The organism is Nocardia pseudovaccinii NBRC 100343 (genome assembly GCF_001613225.1).
Classification (GTDB): domain Bacteria; phylum Actinomycetota; class Actinomycetes; order Mycobacteriales; family Mycobacteriaceae; genus Nocardia; species Nocardia pseudovaccinii.
The window spans coordinates 1-18231 of record NZ_BDBY01000044.1 but is presented as its reverse complement, the minus strand read 5'-3'; the positions used below and the strand labels follow the sequence as shown (position 1 = coordinate 18231).

Sequence of the window (18231 nt, the reverse complement as noted above, 5' to 3'; positions counted from 1 at the left end):
GCCGCCGAGAGGGTCAGGTCATGGTCGGAACACGAAGAACCGCAACGTTTCTCACATGACGAAGCTGGTCTTGCGGGACTTGAACCGCCAGCCGTCTTCGGTGCGGTGCAGGATGTCCTCGTACTGTCCGACGACCCCGACGGCCCAGCCCGACTCGCCACGCTGGACGAAGACGAAGTCGCTGACGGCGCTCGCCTCGTCGGCGGTGGCGGAGGTGATGACCGTGTTCGCCACCAGGTGCCGCTGCGGCTGAGTCGGCGCCATGTTCGCATAGAGCCCGCGGATGGCTTCATGGCCTTCGACGGCCGCTATGCCGAGGATTTCGGCCGAGCCGTCGGAGAGGAACAGGGCGACGATATCGTCGGTCCTTCCCGAATCGAGGGCATGCGCGTACTCGGCGATGGTGCCGAGCACGCCCGGTGTGACGGCGGCTTCGGTGGAAGTGCTCACGTGGTTCTCCAATGGGGGGTTCGGTAGTCAGGCTTCGTAGGTGGTCTTGCGGCGCTGCAGCTTCCAGGTTCCGTCCTGGCGGGTGAAGGTGTCCTCGTAGCGGCCGACCACCCCGACCGCCCAGCCCGCCTCGCCGCGCTGGAAGAAGACCACGTCGCTGAGGGCGCTCGCGGAGTCCTCGGTCCAGGAGGTGATGACGGTGTTGCCGCCCAGGTGCCGCTGTGGCTGGGTGGGGGCCCAGCCCTTGAACGCCTCCCGCAGAGCCTCCTGACCACTGATGGGGTCGGCGCCCGGGATCTCGAGTACGCCGTCCGCGGTGTACAGCGCGACGACGGCTTCGCTGTCACCTGCGTCCTGGGCTTGGATGTGCCTGCCGATCAGGTTACGTACTGCCGCCGCGACCGCGGCTTCCGTCGAATCGCTCATTGTGTTCTCCAAAAGAGGTGGTCTGCCTGCGCTGATCCGCGCAGGCAATGATGTCTCGACCGGTCAGTCTAATAAACTCGACAAGTTCGAGGTAGAGGTTTCACCGCATCGGCCCATCGAAAACAATCTTTCGTTGACCGATCGGTACAACATACATAGAGTGTGACTTCAGTCATCGACGACCGGATACAAGGAGGAACCGTGACCAAGCGGTGGAAGCAGCGCCCGCCGGGCTCGAACTGGGGCGATTTCGGCGAGGACGACGAACTGGGGCGGGTCAACCTGCTCACCCCGGAGAAGGTTCTGCAGGGTGTGCGCGAGGTCGAACACGGCATCACTTTCAGCCTGAGCCTGCCGCTGGACTACCCGGGCGGTAGCGCGCTGAACCAGCGCCGGTACCCGCCGATCCTGCGCCCGACCGAGGATCTGGCGCACAACCAGGACACCTTCTACAACGTCGTCGCGCGCGACAAGATCGCCCCCAGCTTCATCGATCTGTGGAGCGACGATGTCGTGACGCTCTGGCTGCAGTATTCGACGCAGTGGGACTCGCTGGCGCATCAGGGCGCGTTGTTCGACGCGGACGGCGACGGTGTCGCGGAGCCGGTGTACTACAACGGATTTCGCCCCGGGACCGATATCGTCGGTCCCCAGGAGGACGCCAAGGGTGACGGCAGCGGAAGCGTCTCCTTCGCCAAGCACCTCGGTTGCGAGCACATGGCCGCGCACGGCATGCAGGGCCGCGGCGTCCTGATCGACGTATCGCACCTCGGAAGCGACTGGCAGCCGGTCGATTTGAAGATGCTCAAAGACATCATGGCGAAGGACAACGTCGTCGTGGAACCGGGCGACATGCTCCTGCTGCACACCGGCTTCGCCACGCAGGTGCTCGCCTGGGAGAAGAACCCGGGACCCGAGATCCAGGCCATGTACCCCTATCTCGACGCGACCGATGAGTCGCTGCTGGAGTGGATCGCCGAATCGCAGATCTCCGCACTCGTCTCGGACAACTACGCGGTCGAAGGCTGGGCGCCCGACAGCGAGACGCCGCACACGCTGCTGCCGATCCACAACCTGTGCCTATTCAAGCTCGGCATCCCGTTGGGTGAGCTCTGGTACACCGAGGAACTGGCGACCTGGCTGCGCGAACACGAGCGCAGCCGCTTCCTGCTGACGGCGCCGCCACTGCGCCTGCCCGGCACGATGGGTAGCCCGCTGACGCCGGTCGCGACCGTCTGACGCGGGTCTGCCGGACTCCAGATTCGGTTCGGTGCAGGTGGGGCGCTATGCCCGACCTGCACCGAACTGTTTTCGCTCGAAGGAAGGGAGCGCCGCGATGCCTGCAACGCGCACGGAACGCGCGAAAACCGCCCGCTACTACCGCAAGCGGGAGCAAGTGGTGGATGTCGCCGTCGAGCTCTTCTCGAAGAACGGCTATGCGAGCACCGGGGTCGCCGATATCGGCACCGCCGCCGGACTGGCCCGCGGTGCGCTGTACTACTACATCGGCTCCAAAGAAGAGCTGCTGGCCGAGATCCACGACCGCGTAATGGATCCACTGCTCACCGAGGCCTCGGCGATCGTCCGGCTGGATATCGGCTTCCAGACCCGTCTGCGATTGCTCTCGGAATCGCTACTGCGCCAGATCGTGCACCGGCAAGATCATGTGTGGGTCTTCCTGCACGAGCACCATCAACTGCAGGGTGAGTACCGCATCCGATTCCGGGCCAAGCGCCAGCGTTTCGAGTCGCAGATCCGCGACGTGCTCGCCGACGGGCATCGGCAGGGCAAGCTGCGGGTGCGGGATCTGGAGCTCACCACCCTCGCGTACCTGAACCTGCACAACTACACATATCAGTGGGTGGGTCGGCGCGCGGATCTGCGGGTGGACGAGCTCGCGCGCTTCTATTGCGAGATCTTCTTGAACGGAATTCTGCTCGAGCGGATCGACGAGGCGGCGGCCGAAGCCGAACTGGCGCACGGCCGTTCCGTGCTCGGTGTGCTGCTCGCTAAGGGGCTCGAACACTAGGAAGCCCGTCGCTCGCCACACCTGTCCCACCGGGTGCGGCGAGCGACGGGCTGCTGCCTGTCCCCGCTATGGCGTTGCGTCTGCGCTCATCTGAGCGAACTGATGCTTCAGGAATGTGGCCGACCAATTCATCAGATCCGTCGGCACGTAATAGCCGGTCTCGTCATTGATCGCCGCCCAGTGCGCGGCGACATCCTCCATCGTGGCCGGGCCCTGTGCCAGATAGCCTTCCGTCGAGGCCAGGAACAGTCGCGCGAAGCGTCCCGCCCCCGCGGTATAGATCTCGCCGTTGACCGGGCAGCTTTCGTGGGCCAGGAAGGCGGCCATCGGCGCCACCGACTCCGATGGCATGGCCGCGGCGGCGGCCGCGGCATTCTCGTCGCTGTCGGGATCGCCACCGGCCATGCGGGTATAGGCCGCGGGCGCAAGCAGATTCACCTTGATCCCGTGCGGTTCACCGGCCAGCTTCGCGCTGCGCGCCAGGCCGATGAGGCCCGCCTTCGCCGTCGCGTACGGCAGGTTGACGTCCATGCCGAAGACTCCGCTCGAGGTGGTCAGCACGACCCGGCCGTAGCTCTGGTTCAGGAAATGCGGCCAGGCGGCCTTCATGGTGTTGAACGAGCCGAGCAGATGTACAGCGAGGTGTCGCTCGACATTGTCCAGTTCGACATCGGGCAGGCCCGCATACCTGACGATGCCCGCATTGTTGATCAGGATGTCGATGCGGCCGAACCGCTCTACCGCGGCGTCGATGATCGCCTGGGCCCCGGCCGGTGTCGAGACGTCGTTGCCGTCGGCGATGGCCGAACCACCGGCGGCGGTGATGCCGTCGACGACCGCCTGCGCCGGTGTGGTGTCGGCGCCGTCGCCCTCGATCGATCCACCGAGGTCGTTGACGACGACGCTCGCCCCGCGTTCGGCCAGGAGCCGGGCGTGGGCCCGCCCGATGCCGCGACCCGCGCCGGTAACCACCGCGACGCGGCCCTCGAAACTCAACTCACTCATTCGCGACTCCTGTCGTACTTCATTGTCGATCTGTGGCCCCGGTCACGGTATTTTAGACCAATCGGTCAGTACATACAATGACAGTTACCGGCCCTGAAAGGTTGCTTTTCGCGGGCCCTCCTTGACGAAACTGCGCAGACCGTGCTGTCCGTCCTCGCTTGCGAAGCATCGGGTGATCAGCTCGGCTTCCAGAGCCAGCCCGTCCTCGATCGGCATGCCGAACCCGTCATCGATCGCCTGCTTCGCGTACCTGAGCGCGAGCGGGCCGCGGGCGTACAAGAGGCCTCGCTCGACGGCGGCGTCGAAGACGTCGGCGTCGTCGAGCAGTTGATCGATGAGGCCGATGCGCAAGGCTTCCTCCGCGCGCACGGGGCGTCCGGTGAGGATCAGATCCTTCGCTCCGGCGAGTCCGATGATCCGCGAAAGGCGTTGCGTTCCACCGGAGCCGGGCATGATCCCGAGCGTGATCTCGGGCAGGCCGAGGACGGCGCCGCGACCACCGATGCGGAAGTCGGCGGCCAGCGCCAGCTCGCAGCCACCGCCCAATGCGTAGCCGTTGATCGCCGCGATCGTGATCTGCGGAGCCGTCGCCAGGGCGTGGAATGCTTTTTGCAGCAACCGGTTTCGCTGTCCGAATGCCTCGGGTGACAGGCTGAGCATCTCCTTTGCATCGGCGCCTGCCGCGAAGTGTTCGCCGCCGGTGATCACCACCGCCCGATAGGCGGTGCTGCTGTGCAGTTCCGCCGCAACGGTTTCGAGCAGATCCCACATCTCCTGGTCGAGCGCGTTCACCGGATGGCGATCGATGCGCAGGATGGCCAGTCGCTCGTCGGCGGGATGCGGCTCGAGCCCGACCTTGGCGGGCGCTGGATTGCTGCTCACTATTCGATGCCTCCGTCTATGTGCTACGTTCGCGGTACAGTGTACCGACCGGTCGAAGAATTTATCGGTGGATGGACGGTGAGATGCAATGGGTATGGGGCATGCCGACGTATCAGGGCGACGCGTAGTCATTACCGGCGCCGGACGCGGCTTGGGGCGGGTGCTCGCGACTGCCTTCGACGCGGCGGGGGCACAGCTGGGATTGGTCGCGCGGTCGGAGCGCGCGCTGCGCGAGGTGGCCGACTCCCTGCACGGCGACCCGCTGGTGTGCGCGGGTGATGTGCGCGACGACGAGTTCAACGACACCGTCGCCGAACGCATGGTCGAGCGCTTCGGTGGCGTGGACGTGTGGATCTGCAATGCCGGTGTGTCACCGGAGGTTTCGACGGTGACGCACACCAAGCCCGCAGTATGGCGCGACATAATCGATGTCAATCTGACCGGGACTTTCCTGGGCGCGCGTGCCGCGGCGGAGGTGATGGGGGAGGGTGGTCGGATCATCGTCACGGGTTCGGTCATCGGTCAGCGGCCGCGCGCCGGACTTTCCGCGTACGCGGCCTCCAAGAGCGGTGCCCACGCCCTGGTTCAGGCCCTGGCGCAGGAACTCGGACCGCGTGCGATCACCGTCAACGCGGTCGCGCTCGGCTGGTTCGATACCGGGATGGGAGCGCACTGGCACCGAGATGCCGAGCGCGAGAACGATATCGTCGGCCATACCGCCCTCGGACGCTGGGGAACTCCCGCCGACCTGCCCGGCATCTATCTGTTCCTGGCCGCCGAATCGTCGGCCTATGTCACGGGCACGACGATCACGGTCGACGGCGGATATTCACTGCTGTGACCGCTGCCCCGCGCTACACCGCCGCACAGGCCGCGGCCGCCGCCGGGGTACCGCTCGCGCGGGCCCGCCGGTACTGGTGCGCGCTCGGTTATCCGGTCGTGGATGCGGCCGATCTCGAATTCACCGAATCCGATATCGAGATGCTGCGCATGATGACCGGGTTCGTCGCCGAAGGCGCGGTGGCCGAACCGGATTCGCTGCGGTTGGCCCGGGTATTGAGTCGCTCCATCGCGCATCTGGCGCAGTTGCAGGTGGAGATCGTCACCAGCCGGTCGGGAGCGAACGGTATCGGGCGCGCCGACGCGGTCCGAGTCCTGACGGACCGGACCTCGGAGGTGCAGTGGTTGCTCGGGCAGATCTGGCGTCGCCAGTTGGGCGTCGCGGTGGCCATGCCAGAGGCCGACGAGTACACGTCGGGCGTGGGCTTCGCCGATATCGTCGACTTCACGGAACTGAGCCGGGATCGCTCCGATATCGAGTTGACGCGCCTCATCGCGCGATTCGAATATCGCGTCACCGAGATCGTCGTCGACCGCGGTGGTGACGTCGTCAAAATGCTCGGCGACGAGGTGCTGTTCACTGCCGATAACGCGGCTGCCCTCGCGCATATAGCCACCGGGCTGATCGCGGCCTTCGAAGACGACGCCGATATCCGCGGCCTGCGGGTGGGTTTGGCGCTGGGGCCGGTGGCCCGGCACCTGGGTGATGTCTTCGGCACCACGGTGAATCTGGCGAGTCGGCTCACCGTGCGCACCGAACCGAATTCCGTGCTGGTCGCACCGGCGGTGGCCGAGGCGCTCGCCGGACATCCCGACTTCGACCTCACCGCGCTGGAACCTGCGGATATTCGAGGATTCGACCCGATGACGCCGGTCCTATTGCGCAATAAAGTATCCTGATTTCCGTCGCGGCCGTCACCATCAGCGCATTCCCGACCTCCGGCCGTGTTCGAGGAGATTCCATGAGCGTGCCGCCCATCCTGCGCGACCGACTGCGCCTGCCTGTTATCGCGTCCCCGATGTTCATCGTGTCGAATCCGGAGTTGGTCATTGCCCAGTCGACCTCGGGCATAGTCGGGTCGTTCCCCTCACTCAACGCACGCCCGGAATCCGAACTGCGGCACTGGCTCACCCGGATCACCGAGGCGCTGGCCGAATTCGATGCCCGAAATCCGGAGACGCCGAGCGCGCCGTACGCCGTGAACCTGATCGTGCACAAGACCAACGATCGGCTCGACCACGATCTCGCGGTGGTCGAGGAATTCCGCGTCCCCATCGTGATCACCTCGCTGGGTGCGCGGCCGGAGGTCAACGAACGCATCCACGCCTACGGCGGCATCGTGCTGCACGACGTCATCAACAACGTCTTCGCCCGCAAGGCCGTCGACAAGGGCGCCGACGGGCTCATCGCCGTGGCGGCGGGCGCGGGCGGTCACGCGGGAACCCAGTCGCCATTCGCCCTGGTCCAGGAGATCCGGAGCTGGTTCGACGGACCGCTGGTGCTGTCCGGATCGATCGCGCACGGCAACTCGGTATTGGCCGCCCAGGCGGCGGGTGCCGACTTCGCCTACATCGGGTCGATGTTCATCGCCACCGAGGAGGCGAACGCGGAACCCGACTACAAGCAGATGATCGTCGATTCGACCGCCTCGGACATCGTCTACAGCAACCTCTTCACCGGCGTGCACGGCAACTACCTGCGCGGCAGCATCGTCGCCGCCGGACTCGACCCCGATGCGCTACCCGGATCCGACTCCGCGGCAATGAATTTCGCCGGTGGCAGCGCCAAGGACGCGAAGGCCTGGCGCGATGTCTGGGGTGCCGGTCATGGCATCGGCAACGTCGACGCGGTGCGTCCGGCCGCCGCCGTCATCGACCGCCTCATCGAGGAGTACGAGACGGCTCGGGCGCGTCTGTCGGCCGTACCCGTCCATACGTAACGGCGGCGCGTAGGGAACCCCGCGCCGGTGCCGCGGCGGTCGACCGATGGTTGGCGAGTCGCTGCGTAACTGTCGTATCGCTGGGTATGGCGGGTTATGACGGCTACTTGCGAAGAAGGTGAATTCCTGATGATGATGGATATGTTCTGGATGACCGTGAACTTCTTGCGTTCCATGCTCGGCATGTGATCAGCGACCACATCCACGGCCGGTTCCTGTCGTAATGCGGCACGGACCGGTCGCGTCATATCCGGTCAAAGTGTCAGCATTCCGTGTGATCTGAGGAGTTTGGTGAGATTGGTGCTGACCAATCCCGCCGCCCGCTTTACCGCTTCGGCCGCGGCCGGGATTCGCTGGACTTCGGCCACGGTGGCCGCCAGCGCCGCGACGATCTCACCCGCGGGGCCGTGCACCGGCGCAGCCACACAGGCGAGTGGGAATCGGCTCATATCGGTGTCGTAGGCAAGGTCCCCATCGCTCATGTCGACTCGGCGACTCCATTCGCGCGCCGAAAAACCTTCCGGCGGTGTGGGATTCGGATGACCGAAAGCCAAAACCTGCTCAGCGGCGGTGCCCGGCGGCAGCAGTACACCAGGCCGCAGCGGAAAGATCTCGTCGATCTCGCGTCCGATGCCGCCGATGAGCATGGTGTGTCCCCGGTCGGTCGTCGCGAGGCTGAAGCCGCCGCGATCGAATGCCGCGGTGAGCTGTCGCAGGGGCCGGGCCGAGGCTGCCCGCAGCAGCCGCGCCGGTTGCCAGGTCTGGCCGAGCCGGAACACCCGGGGGCCGATCCGATAGCGGCCCTCGCGCCGCTGCACCGCCCCCTCGGCGACCAACTGGTTGAGCAGCCGGTACGCCGTTGCCTTCGGTAGTCCCGCTGCCACCGCCAACTGGGTCAAACCCATTTCGTTGCCGTGTGCGAGCACCTCGAGCAGGGCGAATGCCCCCTCGAGCACGCTGCGCCCGCCGATGGTCCCCGTGTTCTGCGTGATTGCTTCGCTCACTGTCTGTCCTCCCGTTCAGATAGTGAGAAGCCTCCGACTTCCAGCTCTCATCCGCGTTTCACCGACGTCTCACGGTGCTGCGGAAACCTCGGGCGGTCACGAGCCAGGTGGTTCTCCCTCGTCGTGAATTCTGCCGGGCGGTTCGCCTTCGTCGCGAACCGCCGCCGCTTTCACGATCTGTCGCTTTGCGCGGCCGGAGAACTCGTCGACCAGCCCGGCCGTCACGGTCGTCTCGATCGCACCGATCGGGCGGATCGCGTAGTCCTTCGTGATGGTGTGATCGACCCGGACATGAACGGCTGGCGGGACTTCGGGGTTGTCCATGATCGGCAACGGCTCACTCCTCTGGGTGTCGGCGGCCTGTCCACACTGTCGCGGCAGCTAAGTACGCGTCCAGGGCATAGTCCGCTGGATGAACCGGGCTTTCCGGCGATCGGGTTGCGGGTTCGTTCAGCGGACCCGGACCTCGACGCTCGCTCGCCTGCCGGGCAGCATTGGCGGCACCAATCACGCAGTCGCCGCGATCGCTGAAAGATGTTGCATCGCTGGTGAACTCGCTTCCAATGCCGTCTCACGGAGTAGCCGATGGCCATCATGGACAATCCCGAAGTCCCTCCCGCCGTTCATGTCCGGGTCGATCACGAGGTGGACAAGGACTATGCGGTCCGCCCGATCGGTGAGGTCGAAGTGACCATCACGGCCGGGCAGGTCGACGGTTTCCTCAACCGTCCGTCGGGACTGGTCGCGAGGTCGAAACCGGTTCCCGAAGAGGACGATGCCACGGTGCGCCCGATCAGCAAGTCCGCGGTAACTGTCGCGGACGGTTTGGTGGACGAGTTCGCGAATCGTCCCGCCCAGCTCGTTTTCAGCCCGCAGCGGGACGACAAATGACCGACACGTCAACAGGTTTCGGCTTCGCCGACTGGTTCACGCCGCTCGATCTGGCGGGGTTCCGCGACGGTGTGCTCGGCCGCGCGGTGCTGGTCACCGAACCGCGCCCGGAGCTGGCCGAACGGCTTCGCGAGGCGCTCGCCATCCAGTCCGTCGAGGACCTGTTCGTCAAGCGGGTCCGCCAGGTATCGGCGTGGTTGCCGCTGCTGGACGGTACGCTCGGTTCGGCGATTATCCGCCCGGACAGCGCGCGAACCTTCTACGCGGCAGGCACCACGCTGTTCTATCAGGACGTCGCCGAATTCGCCCCGTTCGCAAAAGAAGCCGCAGACGCGTTCGGGGTCTCCGCGAAATCGGCGAAATGCCAGCTGTTCTGCAATCGCCCCGGTTCAGGCACCTCCGTGCACTTCGATCCGGTCGATGTCATCACGGTGCAGCTGACCGGGTGCAAGACCTGGCGGGTCGCACCGAATCGCTTCGCGCCCGCTCCGCTGGAAGGCTGGGCGCCGAATGATCCGGTGTCCGCGGTGATGCGGATCTACGGTGCAGGCGAGCCGCCATCGGAAATACCCGGCGACGCGACCGAGTACCGGCTCGAACCCGGCGCGGTACTGCATGTTCCGCGCGGCTACTGGCACGAGACCAGTTCCGACCAGGAATCGATCTCACTGCATATCCTGCTGATCCCACCGCTACGCCTGGACTTCCTGCTGGCCTCGCTCCGCAACGAACTGCTCCGGGAGCCGTACTGGCGTGAATCGGTATACGACCTCGACAACACGCAGTGGCTCACCGCCGCCCAGGATGCCTTTGATGACGCGGTCGCCAGAATCAGCATCCAGGATCTGGTCCGGTCACCGGTCCCCGACTTGCCCGTGACTCCCGAAACCACCTTTGTCCGAGCCGGTCAATGCGCATTGCACGTCGACACCACCCGCGCCGAAACCGCCGGAATTTCCGTAACCGCCTATGGCTTCCGCGACACCTCGACCACGACCGTGCAACTCGACCGGGGCTACCTACCCGCGTGCCAGTGGGTGAACCAGCTGCCGACCGGAGTCTCGCTGGACGTAGCCGACGTCCTCGGCGCGGCACCTGAACTGTCCAAAGCGGAGGTGCAGCAACTGCTGGGGCTCTTCGAGCGAGCCCGGCTCGTCCGCCGCATCCGGTAGGGCGGTGCGGATCACAACCTCGAATAGTGCCGAGAGGCTATTGACAGGAAACGGGATGAGAGTGCTATACATTAGGGGAGGCTTACCTCTTTAGATGAGGCTAACCTCGTGAAGTGTCCCGCTCGCACAATGAGGCATCCGTGTACGTCTGTATATGCAACGCCGTCTCCGAATCGGACGTGCACAGCTGTGTCGCCGCAGGCGCCAGCTCGACCGCGCAGGTCAAAAAGGCGTGCGGTTGGAAGCCCGGCTGCGGCAGCTGCACCCGGCGCCTTTCCGAGGTCGTCGGCCGAGCCTGCGCGGCTCCTGCCCAGGGCGTCGAGGTGCCCGCGGCGTAGTCCGACACGATAGGCCGTCCTTACCGGTTCGCCGATTGTGAGCTGTGACACCATCACCCCCATGGAAGGCGATAAGGAAATCATCACGCTGCTCAACGAGCAGCTGACAGCCGAACTCACGGCCATCAATCAGTACTTTCTGCACGCCAAGATGCAGGAGAACTGGGGTTTCACCAAACTTGCCAAGCACACCCGCCACGAGTCCATCGATGAGATGAAGCACGCGGAGGTGCTCACCGATCGCATCCTCTTTCTCGAGGGGCTGCCCAACTATCAGAAGCTCAACCCGCTGCGCATCGGCCAGACCGTCCCCGAACAGTTGCGGGCCGATCTGAAGATCGAGATGGAGGCCGTGGACCGGCTGCGCGGCGGTATCGAGCTGATGCGCTCACGCGGTGATGTCACCTCCGCGCGCATCTTCGAGTCCATTCTCGAGGATGAGGAATCGCACGTCGACTATCTGGAGACCGAACTCGATCTGATCGAGAAGCTGGGCGAGCAACTGTACCTGCAGCGCTATACCGACACCCCGGAAGGCGACTGACATCGTCACCGGTTCCGGTTCGTCGATCTCGGCGCCCGGAACCGGTGATCACTCAGCGAATCGGCTGCGTGACGGCGTCGTGTTCGTCGTTGACCAGATGGAATGCGATCGCGAGATCATCGATTACCGTCTGCCACGCGGCCTGACTGCCCTCGCCCCGGGGATCGCGGGCCAGCGCCAGCAAAGCGGTCGCGGCGTCGACGGCCTGAACCGCGGCAGCCAGTAGCGCGGGCACGGGGGTCGGGGCATTGCGGGAGGCCAGTGTGGCGATGTGGTGACGCAGCCACCGTGCGTCGAACTGCGCCTGCGCCGACACATCACCTACGGCGTCTTGCTCCGCGGTCGCGGCCATCGACCAGTGGCCCCGGTACTGCCCAAGTGGGTCCTGGACTACCAAGTCCCGCAGCTCACTACTGATCAAACCGTGTAGCCGACCCGCTAGCTCGGCGCGTTCGACGGGCGGTTCGGCAGACCAGCCGGAGGCGGTCTTTTCCATGTCGGCCTGCAATACCGCCAGCACTGCTCGCAATTGCGCAGCTGTTGCCACCTACGCCCCTCTCCGTCGTTCACTCCGAGCTACCGTTGCGCGACAACACTTCGTGGACCCAAGCGACTACTTCGAACCCTCCCGGCACCTCCGCTGCACGGCCGTTCGTGTCGAAACGTCCGCCACCCGACGGTAAGTGCAGACACGACGATACAGAAGCGGACAATCTCGAGCTACCGACAAGCGGCAGCCAACAGGCGCTGTATTCACTAGAGGTGAACCTCGGTTCAGGACACCGTTAACTTCATGGACCAGGTATTGAAACTCGTGCGTTCAAAACTTGAACCCAGGCGGTTCAGTAGAAGGCCGCGGAGGCGCCTCTGGGCGGTGGGGAAACCGGGCGAAAACAATTGCGCGAACACACCTCTGGTGCCTGCTGTCCTGCGGCGGGCACGTCACGTTAATATTGAGATGATTGCTTTCCCTCCGAATGCGGCGCGTCCGCCCGACCGAAGGCTGGTGAGTCCGCCGATGTCGGTATCGATGTTCGATGAGGCGCTTCCGCGCGGCGAACGTGATGGAGTCGGTCTGCGAGTCGGTGCGATCATCGACCGGGGCGGGGAAGTGTTGCTGCTGGAGGCCCACAGCACCGGACCGCTCCCGCTGACCCGTAAACTTCCGGGTGCCACCGTGGAACCGGGCGAATCGGTCTCGGCCGCACTGATTCGCGGAGTCCGCGAAGAGACCGGACTGACCGTCACCGACATCGGCCACCACATCGGTGACTTCGACTACCTGTCGCCAGCCGGAAAACCGGTGCGACGCTTGCATTTCGCCGTCGAGGTGGCGGCCACCGGCCCGATCGTCCTGTCGGCCCACGCCGATTACGTATGGGCACCGCTGGACAGTGACCTGCTCGTGACGCCATCCATCCGCGGCATCCTCGAAGCCTACCGGGACCTCCTCAGCCACTGAGCGCCGTTTCGGTACTCGATTCGGTTGTGCCCCTGCGCTTCTCACGCTGAGCGCGCCCTGTCGGGCTGGTCGAGAGCCCGCACTCCGCGTCGTCCGTGGGATCGGCGATGCTGGACCACCGCCCGCATGGACCCGATCGAGGCTGCCCGGCGCATGATCGCGGCTTGTCGATTCCTGATTCCTGATGTTATCCAACATTCGTAGTAGAAACTGGTCAGTGGAAGGTCGGAATGACCAGGGGAAATCGGGATCTGCGTCCAGCTATTTGGCGGTTTGCCAGTGCGCTGACGGTCAATAAGTTACTGTGGATTCATGTTACTTCGGCCTCTTGGTAGCTAGGGGAGCGGCATGGTCGTCCGGTGTCAGGTCGGGGGAGAAGAACGACAGAACGTACACACACCTCACTCGACCTCTACAGAACCCGACAATGGAAGGAATCCGATGACCGCCACCGCTGAACCGCTGCCCACCCTGGGGCCACTGACCACCAGGGAAACCCGGATCCATATTCCTGCCATCCATCGCTCGCAGACCAAGCGTCCGCTGAAACTCGCTGACGCACTGGACTTCTGGAATTTCGCGGGTGCCGCCGCCAATGTGGTAATGCAGATGGCGCGACCCGGTGTCGGCTACGGCGTTTCGGAGAGCCGAGTGGAGTCGGGTGCGTTGATGGTGCATCCGTGGAAGCGGGCCAGGACCACCACGCAGTATCTGGCGGTGGCGATCCTGGGCACCCAGGATGAGATCGATGCCTATCGGGAGGCGATCAACGTCGCGCACCGTCAGGTGCGGTCGGGCCCCGATAGTCCGGTCAAGTACAACGCCTTCAACCGTGATCTCCAAAAATGGGTCGCTGCTTGCCTTTTCATCGGTTTCGAAGACACCTACCAGTTGTTGCACGGCAAGATGAACGATGAGCAGGCCGAGCAGTTCTATCAGACCGCTTCCACCCTGGCGACCGGTGTGCAGGTCACCAAGGACATGTGGCCCGCCACGCGCAAGGACTTCGACCGCTACTGGAACGAGGCGAGCAGCCACGCCGTCCTCGACGACAAGGTCCGCGCCTATCTCGATGATCTGCTCAACCTTCGCATGATCCACTGGTATCTGCGGCTGCCGTTCCGAAACCTGTTGAAGTTCTTGACGATCGGCTTTCTAGCGCCATATTTCAAGGAGCAACTCCAGGTCGAATGGACCGACGCCGATCAACGCCGCTTCGAGCACCTCTTCCTGTTCGTCGGGTTCGTCAACCGTTTCATCCCGCGCTTTCTGCGCTTCGCCCCCACCTACGGGCTGATGCGAGACCTGCGCTGGCGCATCCGCAAAAACAAGAGCCTCATCTGAGAGCTCCCGTCCACCTGCGGCCTCGCCCCCTATTTCTTTGCCTCCCAAGCCGTCTCGTCGAGCGGAAACGTGGGATCGGAGCCGCGTGCATCCGCCGTAGCGATGCCGGTATGGAAAACAAACTGGATAACCTCGAGGATTTGTCGGCCTTCAAGCTGTCTGATGATGACCGCGAGAGGTTGTTCGAGCTGCAGAACGAATGCACCGTCTGTTGGACCGACAAAGATGGTCGGCCGGTCGGGATGCCGCACTCTTTCGTCTGGTCGGACGGCCAATTCTGGGTCCACACCACTACCAACCGGAAGCGGGTTCGGGCACTGCGCGCCCGCCCGCAGAGTTGCATAGTGGTGTCGAGTCTGGGCACTGAAATGATCGGGGCGATGGTCACCACCAAGACGATGGCGAAGGTTCACGACGGTGATCGCGATCTGGTGCGGTGGCTCCTGCCGTTGTTCTTGGCGCGGGTCGGGATGGCCTCCGACGAGGAATCCCTGCGTCAGCAGGGACGTCTTGGAAGGCACTCTTACCGAGGACGTCATCGGCGACTACGGCGAAGACGGCCATCAGGGCGGCAATCTCAGGTTTGCCAATCGCGCCGATCTGGTGGAGTTCATGCGGTCGGCCCTCGGTGCGGCCGTCCTCACCGAGCATCGAGTGAATCATCCGGAGATCACCGTGCACGGCGATGAGGCGACCGGTCGCTGGTATCTGCAGGACCGAGTGATCATGCTCGAGCAAAACCTGATGCTGATCGGAGCAGCCTTCTACAAGGACCGGTATCGGCGCACCGCCGACGGCTGGAAGATAAGTTCCACCGGCTTCGACCGCACCCACGAGGCGACCGTCTCGCTCCAGGATTTGCCGAGCTTCACCGTCAGAACCGGAGTAGCGCTCAATCTTTGATCACCTGGAGCCACCGCAGAGGCAGGCGACGACGATCGACCGTATCTGCCTGGCGCGCCGCGAATATCAAGGTGCTCAGCTAGTTCCGTGCTGGAACGCATTCCAACCGGGATAGGTCGTCAAACGTTGTCATCATGGCGCGTTCCGGCAGAACTTCTTCAGGCGAATCGGGCCGGAACCACGATTTGATCCAAGGTCTCCGATTTATTCGCATGACCAGGTTTTATCTTATTCGCATGACCAGGTCTATTTTATTTCATGTGACCAGTTTGTTTTTGCCCCAGGGGAATAGTGTTTTCGCTTTATTTGTTCATTTCGCGCACATCTAGCGTCCTCGGAATATTTGGGATAACGGCCGCTGTCGGTTCTTAGGATTGCCCGGCCCTGGTGCTGCCAGGGCATGGTTATCCCTCAGGAGGATTCGTGTTCAGGAAGCGCATTGCGCCCGCGATCATGGCGGCCGCGGCTTTCATCGGTATGGCGACGTCCGCTGTCGTCAGCTCGTCCAACGCGCAGGCGGCGACGAGCGTTCCGGTGTTCGACCACATCGTGCTTGTGATGTTCGAGAACCATTCCTATTCGCAGATCAACGGTAGTTCCAGCGCCCCCTACTTCAATAACCTGGCAGGCCAAGGAGCGAAATTCACGCAGTCCTTCGCGGTCACGCACCCGAGCGAGCCCAATTACCTGGCGATGTTCTCCGGGTCGACCCAGGGCATCACCGACGACAGTTGCCCGCACACCTTCGGCGGCAACAACATCGCCAACCAGCTGATCACCGCGGGCAAGTCCTATAAGAGCTACTCCGAGGCCATGCCCTCGGACGGCTACACCGGCTGCTCGAGCGGCACGTACCGGCGCAAGCACAATGCGGCACCGTTCTTCAGCAATGTCCCGGCGACCAGCAATGTGAGGTTCAGCCAGTTCCCGTCGAACTACGCGAGCCTGCCGACGGTCTCGTACGTGGCGCCCGACATGTGCAACGACATGCACGACTGTTCGATCAGCACCGGTGACACGTGGCTGCAGAACCACATGGATGGCTACGCACAGTGGGCCAAGACGCACAACAGCCTGCTCATCGTCACCTTCGACGAGGACAACGGCGGTTCGTCCAACCACATCTTCACCACGTTCGTCGGCGCGCACACCCAGGTCGGCACCTTCTCCAACCAGATCAACCACTACAACGTGCTGAGCACCATCGAGAGCGCCTACGGGTTGTCCCACCTGAACCCCGCCTCGGAGATCACCAACGTGTGGAACTGACCGTTCGCGGATGTCCGCGACTGATCGGTAGCTGGTAATCACCCCGCTCGCGGGCACGCCGACGGCGTGTCCGTGAGCGGCTCCCGCAACTCACTGAGGTGGCACACCCATGTACCTGTCCACGATCGACCGTCCGCACGCCGGGGACGACGCCACGAAACCGTCTCGAAGAAACGTGTTCTTCCTGTTGAGCGGCAACGTGTTCGCGCTCGGCGCGGTCAGCCTGGTGACCGACATCTCTTCGGAAATGATGACCGCGGTACTTCCGGTGTACCTGGTCGTCGGGCTGCACCTGAGCCCCGCCGTCTACGGTGTCGTCGACGGCACCTACACCGGGGCGACAGCACTGCTGCGGCTGGTCGGCGGATACATCGCAGACTTGACGCGGCGCCGCAAGTTCATCGCCGGGATGGGCTACGGGCTGTCGGCGGCTGCGAAAATCGGGATGCTGGCTGTGGGCAATTCGGTCGGCGCGATCGGGGCGGTGATCGCGATCGACCGCACCGGCAAGGGTCTGCGCACAGCGCCACGTGACGCTTTGATCACCCTGTCCACCCCACCGCAGCTGTACGGCCGCGCGTTCGGCGTACACCGGATGATGGACACGATCGGAGCGTTCGCCGGGCCGCTGGTCGCGCTCGGCATCCTCGCCGCGACCGCGCAAGCCTACGACGCGGTGTTCGTGGCCAGCTTCTGCATCGCCGTATTCGGCGTATTCGTACTGGTGTTGTTCGTTCGGGATCACCGTGACGAACAGCCATCGAAGGGCACCGTGTCACCCTCGGCGCTCGGCGGGCTGATGAGGATGGCGCCGGTGCGGCGCCTGGTGGCGGCCGCGTGTGTGGCCGGGATGGTGACCATCGGCGACGGCTTCGTCTACCTGCTGCTGCAACAGCGCGAACACCTCAGCGTCAGCTGGTTCCCGTTGCTGGCCGTCGGAACGAACCTGTCGTATTTGCTCCTGGCCACGCCGCTGGGCGTGCTCGCCGATAAGGTCGGTCGGCTGAAGGTCGTGCTCGGCGGCTACACCGCGCTGGTGCTGGTGTATCTCTTGCTGTTCGGGCCGTTCGGCGGCACGGCGCTGCTGCTGGTGGTGCTCGCCCTCTACGGCCTGTTCTATGCGGCCACCGACGGGGTGCTCATGGCCCTGGCGGGCCCGGTCCTGCCCGAATCCCTGCGTACCACCGGAATCGCGCTGATCCAGACCGGACAGGCGTTGTCCTACCTGGTGTCCTCGGTGCTGTTCGGGCTGGCCTGGACGGTGTGGGGACCGGCGAGCGCGAGCCGGATCGCCGCGGTTCTGGTCGCGGCGGCTGTGCTCGTCCTGGGTCTGCTGCTGCGTGGCATCCCGGCCACGAACGGCTCCGGCACCGCCGAGGAGCAGGCATGACTCGGCGGGTATTGCTCGCACTGCTCGGGGCGGCGCTGCTGACCGCGGTCGCGGTCGGCTACGGCGTGTTCACGGTGACCCGCGTGCGGCCTGCGGTGTCCGTAACCAACGGGTTGAGTCTCACGGCCGGGCCAGGAATCCTGTTCCGCAGCACGGCACCGGACAGCAAGGGCCACCTGGCGATTGTTGCCACCGAGGATCCGGGCGGCTCACGCTCGGTATCCGCGCTCGACTGCCTGCGGGTCGACGCGGCGGGCGGCACCGGGATCTGTCTACGGCAGGACGGCGCGCTCCCCACCTTCCAGGCCGCCGTATTCGACAGCTCACTCGACGTGAAGAAGG

The 18231-nt window shown here is 64.4% G+C and carries 20 protein-coding genes and 3 pseudogenes; 16 read left to right on the top strand and 7 right to left on the bottom strand.

What is annotated here, in order from left to right; genetic code table 11:
- Positions 1-51: 51 nt before the first annotated feature.
- Both NP3_RS06190 and NP3_RS06185 read right to left on the bottom strand, forming a co-directional pair.
- Entirely contained in the window at positions 52-450 is a 399-nt protein-coding gene (locus NP3_RS06190) for a nuclear transport factor 2 family protein (RefSeq protein ID WP_063038674.1), read from the bottom strand.
- Positions 451-477: 27 nt separating this feature from the next.
- The gene (locus NP3_RS06185) at positions 478-876 is read right to left on the bottom strand and encodes a nuclear transport factor 2 family protein (protein ID WP_063038672.1); all 399 of its coding nucleotides are present in this window, start codon (positions 874-876) and stop codon (positions 478-480) included.
- 201 nt (positions 877-1077) lie between these two features.
- On the opposite strand from NP3_RS06185, the gene NP3_RS06180 reads away from it, so the two are divergent.
- Positions 1078-2115, top strand: a complete 1038-nt coding sequence (locus NP3_RS06180) for a cyclase family protein (protein ID WP_063038670.1) — start codon at positions 1078-1080, stop codon at positions 2113-2115.
- A 97-nt stretch (positions 2116-2212) separates the two neighbouring features.
- Positions 2213-2905, top strand: coding sequence for a TetR/AcrR family transcriptional regulator (locus NP3_RS06175; protein WP_063038668.1), 693 nt, complete (start codon positions 2213-2215; stop codon positions 2903-2905).
- A 66-nt stretch (positions 2906-2971) separates the two neighbouring features.
- On the opposite strand, the gene NP3_RS06170 is transcribed toward NP3_RS06175, so the two are convergent.
- Complete coding sequence (locus NP3_RS06170) at positions 2972-3910, bottom strand: SDR family NAD(P)-dependent oxidoreductase (RefSeq protein WP_063038666.1); 939 nt, start codon at positions 3908-3910, stop codon at positions 2972-2974.
- Between the two features lie 84 nt (positions 3911-3994).
- On the bottom strand, positions 3995-4792 hold the full coding sequence (locus NP3_RS06165; protein WP_063038664.1) for an enoyl-CoA hydratase/isomerase family protein: 798 nt from the start codon (positions 4790-4792) through the stop codon (positions 3995-3997).
- A gap of 88 nt (positions 4793-4880) precedes the next feature.
- Between NP3_RS06165 and NP3_RS06160 the strand changes: the two genes are divergently transcribed.
- From NP3_RS06160 to NP3_RS06150, 3 genes are all read left to right on the top strand, one after another.
- The gene (locus NP3_RS06160; protein ID WP_063038662.1) at positions 4881-5633 is read left to right on the top strand and encodes an SDR family NAD(P)-dependent oxidoreductase; all 753 of its coding nucleotides are present in this window, start codon (positions 4881-4883) and stop codon (positions 5631-5633) included.
- A complete protein-coding gene (locus NP3_RS06155) occupies positions 5630-6532 on the top strand; it encodes an adenylate/guanylate cyclase domain-containing protein (RefSeq protein WP_063038660.1) in 903 nt (300 codons plus the stop codon). Before NP3_RS06160 ends, NP3_RS06155 begins: the two co-directional genes overlap by 4 nt.
- Positions 6533-6594: 62 nt before the next feature.
- A complete protein-coding gene (locus NP3_RS06150; protein WP_063038658.1) occupies positions 6595-7572 on the top strand; it encodes an NAD(P)H-dependent flavin oxidoreductase in 978 nt (325 codons plus the stop codon).
- Positions 7573-7826: 254 nt separating this feature from the next.
- Here the strand turns inward: NP3_RS06150 and NP3_RS06145 are convergent, their stop codons facing one another.
- Together NP3_RS06145 and NP3_RS06140 are read right to left on the bottom strand one after the other, a co-directional pair.
- Entirely contained in the window at positions 7827-8576 is a 750-nt protein-coding gene (locus NP3_RS06145) for a helix-turn-helix domain-containing protein (protein ID WP_063038656.1), read from the bottom strand.
- Positions 8577-8672: 96 nt separating this feature from the next.
- Entirely contained in the window at positions 8673-8909 is a 237-nt protein-coding gene (locus NP3_RS06140) for a hypothetical protein (RefSeq protein ID WP_157124148.1), read from the bottom strand.
- Positions 8910-9161: 252 nt separating this feature from the next.
- Here NP3_RS06140 and NP3_RS06135 point away from each other — a divergent pair, with 252 nt between their 5' ends.
- The 4 genes from NP3_RS06135 to bfr all read left to right on the top strand — a co-directional run bounded on the left by NP3_RS06135 (position 9162) and on the right by bfr (position 11521).
- Positions 9162-9467, top strand: coding sequence for a hypothetical protein (locus NP3_RS06135; protein WP_063038652.1), 306 nt, complete (start codon positions 9162-9164; stop codon positions 9465-9467).
- Complete coding sequence (locus NP3_RS06130; protein WP_063038650.1) at positions 9464-10639, top strand: JmjC domain-containing protein; 1176 nt, start codon at positions 9464-9466, stop codon at positions 10637-10639. The genes NP3_RS06135 and NP3_RS06130 overlap by 4 nt, the downstream gene beginning before the upstream one ends.
- 113 nt (positions 10640-10752) lie before the next feature.
- Positions 10753-10977: a (2Fe-2S)-binding protein gene (locus NP3_RS46505; protein WP_307676792.1), complete on the top strand. Its 225-nt coding sequence runs from the start codon at positions 10753-10755 to the stop codon at positions 10975-10977.
- 61 nt (positions 10978-11038) lie between these two features.
- Positions 11039-11521: a bacterioferritin gene (gene bfr, locus NP3_RS06120; RefSeq protein ID WP_063038646.1), complete on the top strand. Its 483-nt coding sequence runs from the start codon at positions 11039-11041 to the stop codon at positions 11519-11521.
- A 52-nt stretch (positions 11522-11573) separates the two neighbouring features.
- On the opposite strand, the gene NP3_RS06115 is transcribed toward bfr, so the two are convergent.
- Positions 11574-12068: a hypothetical protein gene (locus NP3_RS06115; RefSeq protein ID WP_157124147.1), complete on the bottom strand. Its 495-nt coding sequence runs from the start codon at positions 12066-12068 to the stop codon at positions 11574-11576.
- A 246-nt stretch (positions 12069-12314) separates the two neighbouring features.
- Between NP3_RS06115 and NP3_RS06110 the strand changes: the two genes are divergently transcribed.
- The 7 genes and pseudogenes from NP3_RS06110 to NP3_RS06080 form a co-directional block, all read left to right on the top strand.
- Positions 12315-12983 carry an NUDIX hydrolase gene (locus NP3_RS06110; RefSeq protein WP_084508258.1) on the top strand — a complete coding sequence of 223 codons (669 nt, stop codon included), beginning with the start codon at positions 12315-12317 and terminating at the stop codon, positions 12981-12983.
- 441 nt (positions 12984-13424) lie between these two features.
- On the top strand, positions 13425-14327 hold the full coding sequence (locus NP3_RS06105) for an oxygenase MpaB family protein (protein WP_063038642.1): 903 nt from the start codon (positions 13425-13427) through the stop codon (positions 14325-14327).
- Between the two features lie 110 nt (positions 14328-14437).
- Positions 14438-14740: pseudogene (locus tag NP3_RS51795) on the top strand (pyridoxamine 5'-phosphate oxidase family protein); the annotation flags it as partial.
- 91 nt (positions 14741-14831) lie between these two features.
- A pseudogene (locus NP3_RS06095) lies at positions 14832-15230 on the top strand (nuclear transport factor 2 family protein); the annotation flags it as partial.
- 423 nt (positions 15231-15653) lie between these two features.
- Positions 15654-16499 (top strand): alkaline phosphatase family protein, encoded by an 846-nt coding sequence (locus NP3_RS06090; protein WP_063038639.1) that lies wholly within the window; start codon positions 15654-15656, stop codon positions 16497-16499.
- Positions 16500-16608: 109 nt separating this feature from the next.
- Entirely contained in the window at positions 16609-17889 is a 1281-nt protein-coding gene (locus NP3_RS06085; protein ID WP_063038637.1) for an MFS transporter, read from the top strand.
- A pseudogene (locus tag NP3_RS06080) lies at positions 17886-18231 on the top strand (hypothetical protein); the annotation flags it as partial. The gene NP3_RS06085 and the pseudogene NP3_RS06080, both read left to right, overlap by 4 nt.